This window comes from Bradyrhizobium betae (assembly GCF_008932115.1).
Taxonomy (GTDB): Bacteria; Pseudomonadota; Alphaproteobacteria; order Rhizobiales; family Xanthobacteraceae; genus Bradyrhizobium; species Bradyrhizobium betae.
The window spans coordinates 6,026,695-6,044,725 of sequence record NZ_CP044543.1; the positions used below are offsets into that span (position 1 = coordinate 6,026,695).

At 64.9% G+C, this 18,031-nt stretch carries 13 protein-coding genes; 7 read left to right on the top strand and 6 right to left on the bottom strand.

All coding sequences use genetic code 11. From position 1 onward, the window contains the following. Positions 1–8: 8 nt before the first annotated feature. The 3 genes from asnB to F8237_RS29020 are packed head-to-tail and all read right to left on the bottom strand — an operon-like array spanning position 9 to position 4,447. Positions 9–1,793: an asparagine synthase (glutamine-hydrolyzing) gene (asnB, locus tag F8237_RS29010; protein WP_151649599.1), complete on the bottom strand. Its 1,785-nt coding sequence runs from the start codon at positions 1,791–1,793 to the stop codon at positions 9–11. A 3-nt stretch (positions 1,794–1,796) separates the two neighbouring features. Then, positions 1,797–2,795, bottom strand: coding sequence for an aldo/keto reductase (locus F8237_RS29015; protein WP_151649600.1), 999 nt, complete (start codon positions 2,793–2,795; stop codon positions 1,797–1,799). Continuing rightward, positions 2,792–4,447 carry a GMC oxidoreductase gene (locus F8237_RS29020; protein WP_151649601.1) on the bottom strand — a complete coding sequence of 552 codons (1,656 nt, stop codon included), beginning with the start codon at positions 4,445–4,447 and terminating at the stop codon, positions 2,792–2,794. The genes F8237_RS29015 and F8237_RS29020 overlap by 4 nt, the downstream gene beginning before the upstream one ends. Positions 4,448–4,883: 436 nt before the next feature. Between F8237_RS29020 and F8237_RS29025 the strand changes: the two genes are divergently transcribed. The 4 genes from F8237_RS29025 to fcl all read left to right on the top strand — a co-directional run bounded on the left by F8237_RS29025 (position 4,884) and on the right by fcl (position 9,450). Continuing rightward, positions 4,884–5,891, top strand: a complete 1,008-nt coding sequence (locus F8237_RS29025) for a hypothetical protein (protein WP_151649602.1) — start codon at positions 4,884–4,886, stop codon at positions 5,889–5,891. Further along, positions 5,891–7,324, top strand: coding sequence for an MBOAT family O-acyltransferase (locus F8237_RS29030; RefSeq protein ID WP_151649603.1), 1,434 nt, complete (start codon positions 5,891–5,893; stop codon positions 7,322–7,324). Before F8237_RS29025 ends, F8237_RS29030 begins: the two co-directional genes overlap by 1 nt. 136 nt (positions 7,325–7,460) lie before the next feature. Further along, on the top strand, positions 7,461–8,531 hold the full coding sequence (gmd, locus tag F8237_RS29035; protein ID WP_151649604.1) for a GDP-mannose 4,6-dehydratase: 1,071 nt from the start codon (positions 7,461–7,463) through the stop codon (positions 8,529–8,531). Then, positions 8,512–9,450, top strand: a complete 939-nt coding sequence (fcl, locus tag F8237_RS29040; RefSeq protein WP_151649605.1) for a GDP-L-fucose synthase — start codon at positions 8,512–8,514, stop codon at positions 9,448–9,450. The genes gmd and fcl overlap by 20 nt, the downstream gene beginning before the upstream one ends. Positions 9,451–9,543: 93 nt before the next feature. Here the strand turns inward: fcl and F8237_RS29045 are convergent, their stop codons facing one another. From F8237_RS29045 to F8237_RS29055, 3 genes are all read right to left on the bottom strand, one after another. Continuing rightward, positions 9,544–11,313, bottom strand: coding sequence for a carbamoyltransferase family protein (locus F8237_RS29045; protein WP_151649606.1), 1,770 nt, complete (start codon positions 11,311–11,313; stop codon positions 9,544–9,546). A 148-nt stretch (positions 11,314–11,461) separates the two neighbouring features. Continuing rightward, positions 11,462–13,657 (bottom strand): glycosyl hydrolase family 28-related protein, encoded by a 2,196-nt coding sequence (locus F8237_RS29050; RefSeq protein ID WP_151649607.1) that lies wholly within the window; start codon positions 13,655–13,657, stop codon positions 11,462–11,464. 75 nt (positions 13,658–13,732) lie between these two features. Then, complete coding sequence (locus tag F8237_RS29055) at positions 13,733–14,662, bottom strand: peptidylprolyl isomerase (protein ID WP_151649608.1); 930 nt, start codon at positions 14,660–14,662, stop codon at positions 13,733–13,735. Between the two features lie 164 nt (positions 14,663–14,826). Between F8237_RS29055 and F8237_RS29060 the strand changes: the two genes are divergently transcribed. The 3 genes from F8237_RS29060 (at position 14,827) to F8237_RS29070 (ending at position 17,797) form a co-directional block, all read left to right on the top strand. Continuing rightward, positions 14,827–15,051, top strand: a complete 225-nt coding sequence (locus tag F8237_RS29060; RefSeq protein ID WP_151649609.1) for a hypothetical protein — start codon at positions 14,827–14,829, stop codon at positions 15,049–15,051. Positions 15,052–15,292: 241 nt separating this feature from the next. After that, complete coding sequence (locus F8237_RS29065) at positions 15,293–16,777, top strand: substrate-binding domain-containing protein (RefSeq protein ID WP_244626002.1); 1,485 nt, start codon at positions 15,293–15,295, stop codon at positions 16,775–16,777. Positions 16,778–16,978: 201 nt separating this feature from the next. Beyond that, complete coding sequence (locus F8237_RS29070) at positions 16,979–17,797, top strand: hypothetical protein (protein ID WP_151649611.1); 819 nt, start codon at positions 16,979–16,981, stop codon at positions 17,795–17,797. Positions 17,798–18,031 lie beyond the last annotated feature (234 nt).

Genomic DNA, 18,031 nt, shown 5'->3' on the forward strand with positions numbered 1-18,031 from the left:
CCTTGACCTCATGCCGCCGCGAAATGCCGATAGAGCTGCCTGGCCCAGTCGCGATGCCGCATCACGCCGCTGGCTGCGCCCGGATTGAGCCATTGATGGATCGGCACGGAAAAGCCGGTCTTCGGCCGGTTCAGCACGCCCTCGGGCAATTCGGGTGCCACGCGCCTGACGATGGTGCGTTTCTCGCTGGTCGCGTCCAAGTCCGGCAGCTCGACGAAATCCCTGAGCAATGGCATGTCGACCAGTGGCACGCGGATCTCGAGCGAATGCGCCATGCCGGCCCAGTCGGCGTCGCGCAGCAACTGGTTGCGCATGTACCATTGCATCTCGAGCGCGGAGACCGCGAGCCGGTCGCTGTCCAGCCCGTCGATGCTGGCATCGAGGCGGTTCATGGTCGCGAGTTCGTCGAGGCCCTCCCTGGCCATCGCGGGCTCCATCAGCCGGCCGAGCTCCCAGGGCATGTGCAGCGCGCGGCGGAGCAGATAGGCGCCCGACAGGCTGCGGCCGTATTCGGCGAGGCCGGCATATTTCGGCGATGGCAGATGCGCGGCGAACGGTTGGGCGAGATGGCGCAGCAGAATGCCGGCGCGCTCGCCGACGGGCGCGCGCCGCATCAGCTTCACCAGCCGCGGCACCTGGTGGAAGCTCGGATAAGAGCCGAACAGCTCGTCGCCGCCGAGGCCGGAGATCGCCACCTTGAGGCCTTGCGCGGCGGCGGCCTTGGAGACGAACCAGACGTTGATTCCGTCGATCGACGGCTGGTCCATCGCATCGATCAGTTTGTCGCGGTCGCCTTCGAAATCGCGCGCGGAAATCCGGTGCAGCGCGTGCTTGGCGTGGAGCAGGCCGGCGACCTCGTCGGCAAGTCCCGCTTCGTCATGGGGGCCGTCGGCATATTCGCTGAAGCCGAGGGTGAGCGTGCGCAACTCGCCCGCACCCGCCGCGCAGGCCGCGAGCATGGTGGAGTCGAGGCCAGCCGAGAGGAAGACGCCGACCGGCACGTCCGCGACCATGTGCGCGGCGACGCTGTCCTTGACGGCCGCGGCGATCTGGTCGAGCGCGTCGTCGGTCTTGCTGCCGGCGGCGGAGGGCAGGCGGCCGAGCGCATCGACGATGTTGGCGAAGCGGACCGGTGTTGCGGCGCGTCCGTCGGCAAAGCGCTGCCAGTGCCCGGGCGGCAGCGACCGAATGCCGCGATAGAGCGTGTAGGGCTCGGGCACCGATCCCCACATCAGGAAGCCGGCATGACCCGCCGGCTCAGGGCGGCGGTCGACCGGCGCCTGCAGCAACGGCTTGACCTGCGATGCAAACCGCATGGTGGCACCGTCGTCCGCGACATAGAGCGGCTTGATGCCGAAGGGGTCGCGAGCCAGCAGCATTTCGCGGCGGCGCTCGTCCCAGATTGCGAAGGCGTACATGCCGCGCAAATCGGCGAACATGCCGTCGCCGCGCTGGGCATAGAGCTTGAGCAGGACCTCGGTATCCGACTGGGTCCGCGTCACGATCCCGTCGCGGTTGAGGCGGGCGCGAAGCGCCTGATGATTGTAGATTTCGCCGTTGAAGCAGATCCAGTTGCCGGTGTCGGGATCGCGCATGGGCTGCGCGCCGCCCTCGCTGAGATCGATGATGGCGAGGCGCCGATGCCCGAAGCCGACGCGACCGTCGTCGGAGAGCCAGAGACCCGCGGCATCCGGCCCGCGCGCGGCCATCGCGTCGCGCACGCGCAGCAGTTCGGCCCGGTCGACAGGGGGCGCATCCGCGCGGTAGGCGAAGCTGCCGTTGATTCCGCACATGGTTCAGTCGTCCATCGTCGAGATATGTGCCGGCATGTTTGCGTGGGGATGCATCGGCGCCAGCGCCTCGCGCAAGGCGGCCGCGAAGCCCGGCATGGGCGGCGCCGTGGCGGCCGCGATGTTACGCTCGATGTGCGCCGGATTGAACATCGAGACGATCACCACGCCCGCCGGATTGTTCGAGAATGCGAAGGGCAGCAGCAGGTCGCTTGGCGATTTTGACCCGTCGATGCCGTGATGCCGGGCGATCGCGGCGATGCGATCCCGCGCCGCGCCATCGCGGCGGGCGATGGCCTCGGCAGCATCGGAGTCGAACACGCCATGCGTCACGAACATCGGCGGCGCCGGAAGTCGTGACCGCAAAAGCGGTGCCGCATTCGCAAGCGGTGTATCGGGAAACTGTGCGATGTCGATCGGCTTCGCGCTGCGGCTGGCCGCGATGATGCTGTCCGGGGCGCCGGCGATGGAGACGGCCCGGACATATCCTTTGTCGACGAGCCGGAGGAGGACGGCGAAGATCTCGTCATTTTCCGCGTCGCCCGGCGCCGGATCATGCATCGCCAGGACATCGATATAGTCGGTGCCGAGCGATCGCAGGCTGCTTGTCACGGACGCCTCGATCGTCGCGGGATCGATCGGCGCATGCGTTCCGGTCGACCGCGCCCTGGATGCGACGCGCCGCAGCGACGGGAATGTCGCAACCGCCTGCCGGGCCGCGGGCCGGATCAGGCGCGCTGCGAGCGACAGCTGCGGCGCGGCGATACCGAACTTGGTGCAGATGACGACCTTGTCGCGTCGTCCCCGCAGCGCTTGGCCGAGCAGAGCTTCCGCGTGGCCATCGCCATAGGGTGGTGCGACGTCGAACCAGCTCACGCCGAGATCGAGCGCGCGGACGATCGCGCGGTGCCCGTCGGCCGCCGAAATGCGCGAGCCGAGCGAGGCGCAGCCGAACCCTATCGCGGAGACGGCGCGGCCGAGCCTGGGAACGCGCACCATTCTCATGCGGCCACCCCGATATCTCCGGCCTTTGCCTTCTCCGCAAGGTGCGCGGCCAGCCGCAGTGCCAGCGCAACAGTGGCGAAGGTCGGATTGGCCTGGCTTGACGACGCGAACACCGCGCTCGATGACACGTAGAGGTTCTCGATGCCGTGGACGCGGCAATCGCCGTCGACGACGCTGTCGTCGGGGCTGAGCCCCATGCGGGTCGTTCCGATCTGGTGAAAGCCGTCTCTGGCCTGCTGCAGGATGCTCGTCAGCCGCATCTCCGGCGGCACGCGGTAGTCGAGACGGCCGTATCCGGCGCTTCGAAGCGATTGGTCGAGGACTTCATGCGCGCGCAGCACCGAGCGCGCATCGGCCTCCGAATAACGCAGATCGATATCGAGGAAGGGCACGCCGAGTGCGTCCTTGCGGCCCGAGAGCGTGACGCGGGACTCGCGGATGGGCGTCTGCTCCGCGAGGAAATGCAGGGCATAGCGGCCTTCCGCGCTCTTGATCAGGAAGCCCGGCCGGCGCGGTTTGGTCAGGACGCGCGCATGCACGATGGCCGCGATGTTCCGCAGCGTCGCGAGGGGCGACATCATCACGTTGCGCAGATGGCTGCCCCAGCGATGTGGTTTCTCCCCGACGTGGATGATCCGGATCGCCTCCGACACCAGCCGCCGGCCGACCGGCGGGATCGCGAGCGCCATCCAGACCAGCGACAGCACGCCATTGCGGTGGCCGGCCTGATGGAACGGCGGATTGTCGAGCCAGAAGGCGATGTTCAGGAGGCCTTCGCGCAATTGGGCCTCGCGCGCGAGCGTGAAGCGGCGCCGCGCATAGGCGCCGTCATCGCCGAAGAAATCATAGGCGGCGACGGCAGCGGGATCGGCGAGCACGAGGTCGGCGATCTTGCCGGAGGCATGTCCCATGTAGAAACGGCCAAGCGCGCCGCCGGCGCCGCCAAACAGGTTGGGCCGCTTCTGTCGTATCCATAGCAGCAGCCTGGTCGTTTCGAGGCCGCCGCAGGCCAGCACGGTTCGGCGCGCGACGATCCGGCAGGTCTTGCCGGCATTGCCGGCGACGAGCCCGACGATACGGCGGCTGTCGTCCGACAGAAGGAGCTCCGTCACGGTCGCGCCCGTCACGGCCGTGATCAGCCGAGACTTGGCAAGATGCGCGCGGTGCCGGCGTCCGGCGTCGATGTCAGGTGTCCAGCGCTCGAGCTGATCGGTTCTGATGTCACCGAGTGCGGGCGCTGCCGGCGCCGTGGTGAAGCGGGCGGGGCCGATGCCGAAGAAGTCGGCCGCAGCATCGTACCAGCGCGAGATGTCCTGATGCGGGATCGGCCAGGCAGTGCCCGGTGCATGCGACCGGCTTGCAAAATCGACATCGTCGAGCGGAACGCAACGACCGCCCCACCAGCGCGACGTGCCGCCGAGCCCGCGGCGGATCGCGATCTCGGTCGCCGCATGGCGTTGCTCGTCGGCGACGTGTCCCGCGGTCAGCGACGCCGCGAATGCATCCTGCTCCTCGTGTCCGGATTCGAGCAGCAGCACCGACAGGCCGTGCTGCTCGCAGGCGAGCGCCAGCGCGATGCCGACGGGGCCTGCGCCCACCACGCAGATGTCGCAGCCGCCGAGCTCGCCGGCATCAGCAAAGGACGTCAGCATGCGCGCTCTGCCGCCGGTTGCCGGTGATGATGTGGCCGTTGCCGCAATGCCGTGCCCCGAACTCTCATCGCCTCGGAGCCGTCCATCGGTCCCCGCCGCGCCGCCGCGGACGCGGGTCTGTCTATCCAATGTTATCATGCATCGCAACGCGTAGATGCAGGCAATCGATATCTTCAAACTGTAATGTTCTTTTGGTACTCGCAGCGCGAACGTAACAAAATGGTAACAGGGCTGGGCTGCTTCCGCTCCGATTTTCCAGGGGCAGGTTGCGCGCGGCCTTGCATGTCGGGAAAGCGGCTCGTTCGTCACATCCGCCGGCGGCTGATTTTCCCAATGCCATGTCCCGCGAGTTGCACCGGAAATGTCGAAGCCGCGCCGGCACCAGGCCTCCGATCGGATATCGCTTGTCTCGCATGTGCCGGAGCGGACAGCGCAGATGATCGATTCCGCCCGTTCACCGTCAGAGGCGCGACATGACGGAGACGCCCCGACAACGACCGCCTGGCTGAAGCCGGTTGCCGCGTTCATCCTGCTGTTCGGCGCGGTGTGGCTGTCGCTCTATGCAGCCCATGCGCTGCTGCCCTTCCTGAGGCCGGGTTCGGTCGTCATTGCGGATGCGAAATTCGAGACACTGGTGAGGAATCCGATGTTCGGTCCGCAGGACCGCCATCGGGTGATGATGTTTGGCTTCAGCAAGGTCCTGTCGGCGATGCGGCCGCGGGAACTCGATGCCGCCCTCGGACCCGGCTTTCGCTCCTATAATCTGGGCCTGCCCGGCGACGTGCGCTTTCTTCCCATTCTGGAAGCCGCGTTGGCGGCCGGCAACATCCCCACCCATGTGTTGCTCACGATTGCCTGGGACGGCAAGCGCGAGGCCGATGGCCTGGCGGCGGTCTTCCACGACGACAATGCGCTGGCCGGAAAGCTGTTTCCCTTTCGCACCCTGCCGCGAGACGCGGCGCTGTTTCTCGTTCAGAACAGAAGCCGGCTGCGGGACGCCGTCCGCGACGTGGACGCTCAACGCTCGGCCATGCTGGACGACCGCGGCTGGTATTTCATCAAGTCGCAGAGCCACTATCCGGGCGACCGGCTGCCCGACGGCTATGCGCTTCCGAGCGATCATCCTACCCGTGTCGAGCGGCGCGCGATTCCGGAGAAATCGCTGGTTCGCGATCGCCTCGAGCAACTGGCGCGCCAGTACGGCTTTCAGGTGATCTTCGTTCCGGCATTCTTTCGGGCGGGCGAGGCGGCTTCCTGGCCTGAGCCTGACGGCACTGGATTGACCACCATCTCGGAGCATCCGCGCATGCGCGTGCTCGGCCCGGACTACTTCACCTATCCGCCGGCGCTGTTTGCCGATCCGCAGCACATGAATCCGACCGGCGCGCTGGTCTACACCGCCGATCTCGCCCGGCTGCTGAAGGCCAGCGGAGCGTTCGACTGATGCTCTTCAACTCCTTCGAGTTCCTGGCGTTTTTCGTGGCGTTCCTGGTGGTGTTCTTTGCGCTGCCGCCGCGAGCCCAGCCGGTCACGCTGCTGGTCGCGAGCTACGTCTTCTACATGAGCTGGCGGCCGTCCTTCGGTCTGTTGCTCGGCTTGACGACGGTGGTTGACTACGCGACTGCGCTGATGATGGCGCGCTCGCGCACCGAGGCAGGCCGCAAGGCCGCGATGATCGTCGCGCTCACGATCAACCTGGGTGTGCTGGGCACGGTCAAATATCTGGATTTCCTGATCGCCAATGTGATCGGCGCCGTCGGCCTGTTCGGTTATGTGATCCCGGATTACGCGCTGGGCCTGATACTGCCGCTCGGCATCTCCTTCTACACCTTCCAGTCGGTGGGCTATACGCTCGACGTCTACAACCGCAAGGTCGAGGCCGAGCGCGACTTTCTCACCTATGCGCAATATGTCAGCTTCTTTCCGCAGCTGATTGCAGGCCCGATCGAACGCGCGGGCCACATGCTGCCGCAGTTTCGCATCACGCATCGGCTCACCTACCAGAACGTCACGTCCGGCCTGTTCCTCGTCGGCTACGGCCTGTTCAAGAAGATGTGCATCGCTGACGTCATCGCGCCGGTCGTGAACGGAATCTATGCGAGCCCGGCGCAATATTCCGGCGGCTATCAACTGCTTGCCGCGGTGCTGTTCGCGATCCAGATCTATTGCGACTTTTCGGGATATTCGGACATCGCACGGGGAACGGCGCGGATCATGGGGTTCGATCTCATGATCAACTTCCGGCAACCCTATTTCACCACCAGCCTGAATGAATTCTGGCGCTGCTGGCATATCTCACTGTCGACCTGGTTTCGCGACTATCTGTTCATTCCGCTCGGCGGCAGTCGCGGTTCCGAGCGCGCCACCGCACGCAATCTCATGATCGTGTTCGCCGTCAGCGGCATCTGGCACGGTGCGGCCTGGACGTTCGTTGCCTGGGGCGTGCTGCACGGGCTCGGTCTGGTGATCGAGCGGATATTTTCGCGCCTGGTGCAGCCTGAAGCATGGCTCGGGGAGACGCCACGTCGGTTGCTTGGTTGGCTGTGGATGATGTCAGTCGTGCTGGTTGGATGGATCTTCTTCCGCTCGAGCAGCGTGGCGAATGCCATCATGACCTTGCGGAGCATGGTCGATCTCGGTCCGATCTCGTACTTCACGTTGAAGATGCTTGGCCTCGCAAGCGTCGAGCTGGTGATGCTCGCGGTCTCGCTCATGATCCTGCTCGTCGTCGATTTCCATTTGGCGTTCCGGCCGCAGCGGCTTCACGCGCTGGGCGGCATGCGCTGGCTGTCGACGGGCGTCGGTGTTGCAATGGCGTATTACGTCATCCTGTTCGGTATCTTCGGGCACGCCGAGTTCATCTACTTCCAGTTCTAGAAGCGCATCGCGTTCGAATTTCGGAAAAATTCACGATTGTGCCGACGTATTGGGTTGACCCGGTCGGCTGATATGTCAAAGAAGGGCGGGTTCAGGGCAGTGCCCGTCGTCGAGTTGCTGCGGAGCAGGTTCATAGATGAGTAAACGCATCGCTTTGATCACCGGCGTGACCGGCCAGGACGGCGCGTATTTGGCCGAGCATCTGCTGTCGCTCGGCTATGTCGTGCACGGCATCAAGCGGCGCTCGTCCTCGTTCAACACCGCGCGGGTCGATCATCTCTATCAGGATCCGCATGTCGGGGACGTGCCGTTCCTGATGCATTACGGCGACATGACGGACTCGACCAATCTGATCCGCCTGGTGCAGCAGATCAGGCCGACCGAGATCTACAATCTCGCCGCCCAGAGCCACGTCGCCGTCAGTTTCGAGAGCCCGGAATACACCGCCAATGCCGACGCGATCGGCGTGCTGAGGCTGCTGGAGGCGATCCGCATCCTCGGCATGGAGAAGGAGACGCGGTTCTACCAGGCCTCGACCTCCGAGCTCTACGGCCTCGTGCAGGAAATCCCGCAGAAGGAGACCACGCCGTTCTATCCGCGCTCTCCTTACGGCGTCGCAAAGCTCTACGGCTACTGGATCACCGTGAACTACCGCGAAGCCTACGGCATGTTCGCGGCCAACGGCATCCTGTTCAACCACGAGAGCCCGATCCGCGGCGAGACCTTCGTCACCCGCAAGATCACCCGCAGCGTCGCCCGCATCGAGGTCGGCCTGGAAAACACGATCTATCTCGGCAATCTCGAAGCCAAGCGCGATTGGGGCCATGCGCGCGACTACGTCGAGGGCATGCACATGATCCTGCAGGCCGACAAGCCCGACGATTTCGTGCTCGCCACCGGCGAGACGCGCTCGGTGCGCGAGATGGTCGAACTGTCGTTCGCACAGGTCGGCCGCCGCATCGAATGGCGCGGCAAGGGCGTCGAGGAGACCGGCATCGACACGAAGAGCGGCAAGACGGTCGTGAAGATCGATCCGACCTATTTCCGCCCCACCGAGGTCGATCTTCTCGTCGGCGATGCCAGCAAGGCGCGCGAGGTGCTCGGCTGGAAGCCGAAGCGGACGTTCGCCGAACTCGTCCAGGAAATGATGGCGAGCGATCTGGCCGAGGCAAAGCGGGACGCGGCCAGTGGCAAGCGCACCGTTTGAGCTGAAGGGCAGGAGCGTCTACGTCGCCGGTCATCGCGGCATGGTCGGCAGCGCGATTGTGCGCCGGTTGGCGCGTGAGGACGTGAAGCTCGTCACGGTGGACCGGCGCGAGGTCGATCTCTGCAACCAGGCTGCCGTGTTCGACTGGTTCGGACGCGTGCGGCCGCAGGTCGTGTTCATGGCCGCCGCCAAGGTCGGCGGCATCGTCGCCAACAACACGCTGCGCGCCGAGTTCATCTACGAGAACATCGCCATTGCGGCGAACGTGATCCAGGCCGCGCATCAGAACGGCACCGAGAAGCTGCTGTTCCTGGGCTCGTCCTGCATCTATCCGAAGCTGGCGGCGCAGCCGTTGCGCGAGGACTCGGTGCTATCAGGCCCGCTGGAGCCGACCAACGAGCCCTACGCGATTGCAAAGATCGCCGGCATCAAGATGGCGGAGGCCTATCGCAGCCAATATGGCAGCGACTTCATCAGCGTGATGCCGACCAATCTCTACGGCCCCGGCGATAATTATCATCCCGAGTTGAGCCACGTCGTCGCAGCATTGATCCGCCGCTTCCACGAGGCGAAGGTCGCGGGTGCCGGGAGCGTCGTGGTCTGGGGCACCGGCACACCGCGGCGCGAATTCCTCTATGTCGACGACATGGCGGATGCCTGCGTGCACCTGATGAAGACCTATTCCGGCGCGGAGCTGGTCAACATCGGCACCGGCGAGGACATCACCATCGCCGAGTTCGCGCGTGTCGTGGCCGAGATCGTCGGTTACAGCGGCAAGATCGATTTCGACAGCTCGCGTCCCGACGGCACGCCGCGCAAGCTGCTCGACGTCAGCCGCCTCGAAAAGCTCGGCTGGCGCGCCACGACCTCACTGCAAGACGGCTTGAGGCGCGCATATGAGGCTTATCTGACGGCCTGAAGCGCGATGAGATTGGAATCAGTCGTCATCGCGCTTGAGGTTGTTGTTTGAGCATGATCCGGAAAACCGCTGCGCACTTTTCCGGATCATGCTTTAGGCGTCCGGCAGCAGTCCGGCGTGCTCGCCCTTCACCACGAGGTAGCGGCCGAGGCAAATGGCATCGAGCCCGGTGCGCAGGAAGCAGCTCATCGCCTGCTCGGGCGTATCGACGATCGGCTCGTTCTCGTTGAAGCTGGTGTTCAGGACGATCGGAATTCCTGACAGCTGACCGAAGTTTTCGATCAGCTCGTAGTAGAGCGGATTGGTGTCGCGCGCGATGCTTTGCAGGCGGCCGGTGCCGTCGACATGGGTGATGGCGGGAAGCTTCTCCCGCCATTCCGGGCGCAGCTTGACGACGTGCATCATGAACGGGCTGAACACGTCCTGTTCGAAATAGGTCGACACCGCCGGCTGGAGAATGCTCGGCGCGAACGGCCGGAAGCTCTCGCGCCGTTTGATCTTGGCGTTGATCACGTCCTTCATGTTGGGCCGGGTCGGGTCCGCAAGGATCGAGCGGTTGCCGAGCGCGCGGGGGCCCCATTCGGAGCGCCCTTGATACCAGCCGACGACCAGGCCGGCATGCAGGAGCGCGGCGACGGCCTTGGGAACGTTGCCGGAGGACAGCTCCCGCATCGGGCACTGGGCCGCTTCGGCCGCGCGCCGCATGGCTTCGTCGGAGTGCGAAGGCCCCCAATAGGCATGGGTCATGTGGAAGCGCTCGCGTCCGCCGGCGGCATTGTGCCAGGCCCACAGAGCCGCACCGACGCACAGGCCGTCATCCGACGAAGCCGGCTGCATGTAGGCCTGCTGGAACGGCGTTTCGCGCAGCAGGCGCGCATTCATGACGCCGTTGAGCGCGCAGCCGCCGGCATAGGCGACCTGCGTGGTCGGCACCAGATCGTGCAACCGCTTGAAGCAGTGCATCGAGACTTCCTCGAAGCGGATCTGGCAGGAGCGCGCGATGTCCTTGTCCCGCTGCGTCATCTCTTCGCCGCGCTGGCGCGGCGCGCCAAATCGTCCGGTCCACTTGTCGGTGAACAGGCGCAGCATGTCGAGGCGGTGGTTCTCGTCCATCGTCCCGCCTTCGCCGCCGCGATGCATGCCGAAATAGCCGTCGGCCAGCTTGAACCATCCGTCCGGCCGGGTCTGGACGAGGTCGCGCATCTCGCCGACATAGGCGTCGGTGCCGTAAGGCGCGAGCCCCATGACCTTGTATTCTTCGCCAAAGCCGTCAAAGCCGATGAACTGGCAGCACGCCGTATAGAAGAAGCCGAGGCTGCTTGGCAGATGAACGCGGTCGATCACTTCGATCTGCGTGCCTTCGCAGCGCGCCGCCATCATGCTGGTGAAATCGCCGCTGCCGTCATATGAGAAGCCGGCGGTCAGGGTCTCGTACGGCGAGCAGTAATAGGAGCTCGCGATGTGCGACAGGTGATGTTCGACATTCACGAGCTTGGCCTTGACGGCATCCGGCGCCTCGCCGGTCGCCTCGGCGACCATGTCGCTGATGCTGAGATCGACCCGGGCGCGACGGATGTGCTCCATCGCCGCCATGCCGCCGGAGATGGGATTGCGCAGGACATAGGAGACCTGAGCGGCGCGGTTTCGCGACGGATCGCGCGCCACCGCGATGAAGTCGAGATCCTTCGCCGTAATGCCGCCTGATGCGAGAACGGCCTGGATCGCGTGCTGCGGGAACGAGGGATCGTGCTTGATGCGTTGACCGAAGCGTTCCTCGGCGGCCGCGGCGACCACCTTGCCATCGAGGATGAGCGCCGCGGAGGCATCAGGATGGTTGAGGTTGAGGCCGAGAATAGCGGTCATCAGGGCGGTCTTTCAGGTTGTGATGCAGGTATCGGACGAGACTGTTATGTTGGCGTGGCAGGGTGGCAATCGCACGAGAAACGTAACTAACAACGGAACTTATCATTTAGGTGACTGACTCCCCGGCGCATGAGGCGAGGGAATGACGCTATTTCTGGATGCGCCGCTCCTCGACGTTCTTGCGGGCAAGCCACCACGCGACACCGCGATCGATCGTCAGACCCTCGCGCGAGGCCCCGGTCGTATTTCCCTCGATCACGACGTCGCGCACGCCCGGCGATGCCGGAGCAAAGCCCTTGATCTCGATGTGAGCGTCCTGATCGAGGCGGTTGCCCCTGATGATGACGGCCTGGACCATCGGCGGGCGGCCCGCGCCGGTTGCAGTCTGGTTTCCACGGACGAGGATCGAGGCTTCATTGGAGAAGATGGTCCGCTCCGGGCCGGCGCGGTAGACGTTTCCCTCGAGGATGTGGTTGTCGAGGAATTGCGTCCGCCATACCGGCTGGAATTGCTCGTAGGACAGGCCGAACGCAGCGAAGCCGCTGGTCCTGTTGGAGCGGTTGCCGGAGATGACATGATCGAGCGCCGTTCCGTAGGCCTGCGCGGCGACGCCGGTGTCCTCGAAGACATTGTCGATGACGAGATAGTTCTGCTGCGCCTGGGTGATCGTGATTTCCGAGCTCCGGTCGAGCGTGACCGCCAATGGCCGGTCGAGCGCGATCGACAAATGGGGCGGCTTGTTCTCGGACGTCTTGAGCCTGGCGTATTGGCCGGCACCGCGCCCGTTCACCACCATGACGGCCGCGCCGGTCCAGTCGAGGCTCGACGGATAGGGATTGGGCGCGTCGGGCAGCGACAGGCGATCCGGCGCAATCGTCTCGGCGTGGCCGAAATAATAGCCGCCCGGTCCGTCCGTCGTCATCGCTTCGCGGTCGAGGCCGTAGATGGCCTTGAAGCTGTTGCCGCCGATGAAGATGTTCTCGGACGCGCTGACCGATTTCGACAGCGTGGTAATGCCGCCGCCGCTAGCCTGTAGGTCGGCCGACGTCACGGTGTTGTTCTCGAAAATCACCTGACGCGACCCGACCAGGGAATAGGCGCCGTAGCGGCCGTTGCTCAGGATGTTGTTCGAGACGACCGCGTTGGTCACCTTGAACAGGCGCAGTGAATGCCCGGATCCGAGCACGTCGCAGTCGGTGACTTCGATGCGGTTTCCGCTCAATCGAATGGTGTCGGGCGCGGCTGCGGCGTAGGCGCGATGGAATTCGTTCATGCGCCGCACGGTCGCGTCCGGCTCCATCAGGCCGCGGAAGGCGGAGCCGCGGATGCGGACATGCCTGATGGCAATGTCGCCTGCGCCGGGCGCCTGCGTGTCGCCGAACTGGAAGCCGCCCGAGATGATATGCGGATGGTTCGACGCGTAGATGGTCAGATCCTCGATCGCGAACCGCGACGTCCCCTGGATCAGCGCCAGCGGCGGACTTTCCAGATCCGGCCATGCGAGATTGACGAGATCGATGCGTTCGCCCTGGAGTTTGACACCGGGTGGGATGCTGATCATGTCCGAGATCAGATAGCGTCCGCGCGGGAAGTAGACGGTGCCGCCGCCGGCGTCCTTCGCTGCGTCGATCGCGGCCCTGACTGCGCGGGTGCTGTCGAACCTGCCGTCGCCATTGGCGCCATAGGCGCGGACATCGAAGGATTGCGAAGACGCAGGCGCAGGCGCGCGTACGGTGATTTTGCCGGCATCGACCCATTCACCGTCGCCGCCGTCGCCATTGGACAGGCGAATCCGGTAGCGGCCGGGCGGGATCTGATCCGGGATACGGAATGTGCCGCGCCACAGATCGCCCCTGGTCAGGACGGCCTTGGTCTGAACATTGCCGGGCTCGGACAGCATCGCGAGTTGCGCGCGACTTGACTCGCGAACGACGTTGCGGCCGAACACCTGCAGCCAGCCTCCGGGCGAGGCCTCATCGCCGAGGTTTCCCTGCACCCAATAGATCGTCGGCAGGTTGATCCGGCCATCGAGGGATCCTTGCGCATGCGTCAGCGCGAAGCGGTAGATGCCCGGCTGGAAGTTCTCCGGGATCACGAATTTCAGGGAGAGCGGGTTGGCCTGGAGGATTGGAACGGTCGTCGTAGGCCCAGCCTCGCTGGCCGATCCGTTGCTGATCCGGGCAACGGTTGCGGATGTGATCCGGTCGAGATCGGCTCCGGTGACGAGCACCGTCTGGTCGGGGCCGACGGGATCGTTGAACCAGAACATAGCGGGCTGCGCGTCTGCCGCCGCGCTCCAGAGGCACTGGAGCACGGCGACGATGGCGGCGTGAGCGCGCGTCATATCGAATACCCATCGCTGTCGTCGGGACGCGAGCGCGCGTCAGCCGGAGTGCGGTCGTCGAGAGAGGGAAGGGCGCTATTTGAGCCCGACGGTTCCCTTCTCGGCTGTATTCGTCTGGTCCGGACGCTCGATCTTGGCTTCCGCGCGGATCTTGTCGACCAGCTCGATCTGTGCGGCGTTCGCAACGAGAGCGGCAAGCCGGTCGCGGATCTTGTCATAGTCCGCGGGCTTGCGGGTGCGCTGGTCGTCGAGCTTGAGGATGTGCCAGCCGACCGCGGTCTTGAACGGTGCCGAGACCTCGCCCTTCTTCAGCCTGAACGCGACGTCGGCATATTCCCGGCCCATCTCGCCGCGTCCGCGCCAGTCATAGTCGCCGCCCCTGGCCTTGGTGACGGGATCTTCCGACATGTCGGCGACGACCGCGGCGAAGTCTTCGCCCTTGTTGATGCGCTCCATCGCGGTCCTGGCCTTCTGCTCGGCCGCCTTGATCGCGGCTTCGTCCGCGGGAGGCGCGATCATGAAGAGGATGTGGCGCAGATGTAGTTCAGGCTCGGTCGCGACAGCCTTGACCACGACCTCTTCATAGGCCTTGCGCATCGCTTCTTCGGTGGCGGCCTGCTCGCCGACGACGGTCAGGAGGTGGTTGGCGAGACCCTGGTTGCGCGCGAACGTCGCGCGCCGCTGGAGGTCGGCCTCGTCGGCGATGTGCCGGTCGTTCGCAGCCTGCGCCAGCAGCATGCCGTCGATCAGCATCTTCAGGAGGCTTTCGCGCCGCTCGACCGGCTCCCGAGCCAGGAGATTCCGCCCGACGACCTCGTCGGCGACCTGCAAATCGCTTTCCAGGATCTTGTTGCCGTTGACGATGGCGACAACGGACTCTGCCGACGGGGATTGGGCGAACGCCGGCGCGCCTGCGCCGAGCATGACGGCCAGCCAGACGGTCGCCGCGCCGGCACGCGCGTTGATAACCGGACGGGGCATACGAAAGGCGGGCACAATGTTCATGGCGAGGTTCCTCTTCGACGGTCTGTTCGGATCCGTACGACGCTCGCGCGATCGCCTGAATGTTATTCATAACATTCGGACGTGGCGCGCCAGCACGGCCGGATTGCGGGCCGCTTTTTAGCGACGCGACGTTGACGGTGATGTGATGCCGGCAAGACAGGTCTGTGAAGGCGGCATTCCCCGACGCGCGCCGCGTGAGCGCATTGGCGAATCATCGGCGCAATGCGCTCTTTCGCCGCGTGGCGCAAGACGCTTTTGCTGATCGTCATCGGCTTTCTGCGCGCGAGAAACCGGCGTTCGCGGTTGTTGTCGTGACGCGCGCCGTACTCGGGGTTGTCGATCCGCTGCCGCGCGCGCGACATGATGCGATGTCGGTCGCCTGTGAATAACATTTTTTCGCGGCGTCGAATGCAGCGTTTTCTCGCGGAATTTCCGCGTCTTCGGCGCGTTGCGAGTGGCGGCTCTCACGTCGCGATGAGATGCGAATAACATAATTCACAAAACAACAATCAAAGTCTCACATATCGCCGATAGCGTCCGCGGCGCTCCGGGACCCTTCCGCTGATCGTAGCGGTTCAGGGTGATCCAAACAGGGAGAGTGAGACTATGCGAAATATGAAGGCTCTACTCATGGGTACGGTTGCGTTCGCCGCGATGGGCGTCGCTTCCGAATCCGCGCAGGCGCAGTCGTTTGCGTTCGGCGCTGGCGCGACGTTCCCGCAGATCGTCTATCGTCAGCTGATGGACTGCATGTACGACCAGGCTCAGGGCAGCTCCGGCAAGCCGGGTCCGCTCGCCAAGGCTGCGAACTGCGGCAGCTTCAACACCAGCGGCTTCCACGGCATGATCCTGTACGCTCCCACGGGATCGGGCAACGGCAAGGCAGTGCTGCGTTCCAACGACAAGACCGTGATCGGTACGCCCTCGGCCTCGGCTCCTCCCTACACCAGCGCCAACATCGGCGTGAGCGCCACGACCGATTATGACGGCGTGCAGTTCATCGGCAGCGACGACATCGTCAACGCCGACGACATGACGCTCTGGAACACCGGCGGCACCACCAGCCCGCAGTCGAAGTTCGGCAACCTGATCCAGATCCCGGCCGTGATCGGCGCGGTGGCGTTCGGCTTCAACGGCAAGGACGGCACCGGCGCGACCCTGAACATCCTCCCGGCCACCCCGACCGGCGGCAGCTCCGGCCTCAACCTGTCGCGTAACGCGGTTTGCGGTATCGCTTCGGGTCACATCACCAAGTGGAACAACCCGATCCTGACCGCGCTCAACGGCGGCGCGCTCGGCACCGGCAACATCACCTTCGTCCACCGCACCGACGGCAGCGGCACCACCTTCCTGCTCACCAATGCCCTGGTCGAGCAGTGCCGCTACGAGTTCGGCCCGAACAACGAAACCGACTCGACCGTCGTCTCCTACGCGTTCCCCTGGGCTGATCGCGCCCAGTCCTGCTCCACCCCGCTCGTTCCGCGCGGTGCGAACCAGGTCAACTGGCCGGATCAGTTCGCGACCAACCAGTGCGGCACTGCGAACACCAATGCGGGCGGCGGCACCTTCGCCAACGCTTCGGGTTCCGGTGCGCTCGTCTCGCTCGTCACGACGACGAACGGTGCGATCGGCTACGCGTCCGGCGACTTCTGGCTGCCCGTCAAGGCCGGTGGCCTGAAGACGGCCAACATCCAGTCGCAGTGGGACATCACCGGCGCGACCGGCAAGTTCCAGCCGCCGACCTTCGCCGGCGCGCAGAAGGCGCTTGCCACGGCCATTCCGCAGTTCGATGCCACGAGCCGCGCGAACCCGCTGACCTGGAGCTTGCAGGGTGTCGCTCCGAACCCGGTGGTTGCCGGTGCGTACCCGATCTCCGGCTTCAGCTGGATCGAGATGTATCAGTGCTACCAGACCCACAGCAACACCAACAACGCCTACACCTGGTTCAAGACCTGGATCGACTTCGTGTACGGCACGGGTGCGACCGGTATCTTCAACGAGAACGGCTTCGCTCAGGTGCCCGCCGTTTGGCAGAACGAAATCTACGCTCTGTTCAACGATCCGGCCAACGGTCCGCAGGGCAGCGGCTGCTCCGGCAAGGTCGGCGCTTACTGATCACCGCTCGGGCTTCGGCCTGATCGACGATCGACATGACTTTTGCACCCGGCTCGCGCCGGGTGCATTTTCTTTTGTGCGGCTCGCCCTCACATGTCGCCCCAGGGGAGGCGAGAGGGAGCCTGCCTTCATTTCCCGGACGTCACATCATTGATAAGGTGCAACGTTATCGCTCGGGGCTGATCAAGGACGGCCGGTTTCATGTCGATGCGCCTTCTCGCTATCTTGCTCGCTGGCGCCGTTGCAACGGGACCGGTGCTTGCGGTCAGTGCGCCGGGTTCGATGGATTCATCGTCCAGTGAATCGCGCGACGATTTGTTCGCATCGAAGCCGTCCAATCCGGCTCCTGTCACGCCGCCTGTGCTGGTGCCGGCCGTATCGCCGGCTGCAGTTGAACGGACGCCGGCTGCTCCGCCGCCGCAGCGTGTTCTCAGCGACAATCCGCTGTGGGCAATTCCGCTCGCGCGCCTGACGAACAGCCGCGAACGGCCGCTGTTCGCGCCGACGCGGCGGCCGCCGGCGCCGGTGCCCGTCGCGATGCCTGCGCCGGTGCAGGTTGGGCCGCCGCCGAAGCCGCCCGAGCCGGAGAAGCCGCAGCTGTCGCTGCTCGGCACCATCATCGGCAGCGAAAAGATCGGCCTGTTCATGGATCCCGCCAGCAAGTCGGTGGTCCGGCTCAAGGCCGGCGACAATCACAACGGCTGGACGCTGCGTGGCGTCGAGCGACGCCAGGTGGAGCTTGCCCGGGGGCTCGACCGCGTCATGCTGGATATTCCGGCGCCCGACATGAAGGGAAGCGGAGCGCCCGGTACGCCGATGCTCGCCGGACCGCCGCCGATGCCGGCCATGCCCCAGGTCGCAATGCCGGCCGCGCCGCCGCCGGGCGCATCGAGCGGCGGCACCTATGTCCATCCCGGCGCCAACATGAAGCTGCCCGTCGGCCGGGCCGCCCCGCAGCCTGCGAATTTGAAGCTGCCGCCGGGGCTTGCGAACCCGCTCGCGAACCAGGGTCAGCGCTAACACGGCGTTGCGGCGGGTTCCGCAAAAATATCGATGACATAACAACGACCAACATTTCATGCGCGGACTTCGCGCGTGAAATGCGCCGTTTCGCCGCAGATTCATGATGTTGATCAACATCATCGGGGAACTGCGTCAAATGCGAGCAATGCTACAAATCTGACATATGAATGTTAGTAAACAATCAGTAAATGCGCCGCGCGAGTATGCCTGCATGGGTAGGCTCGACTGGAA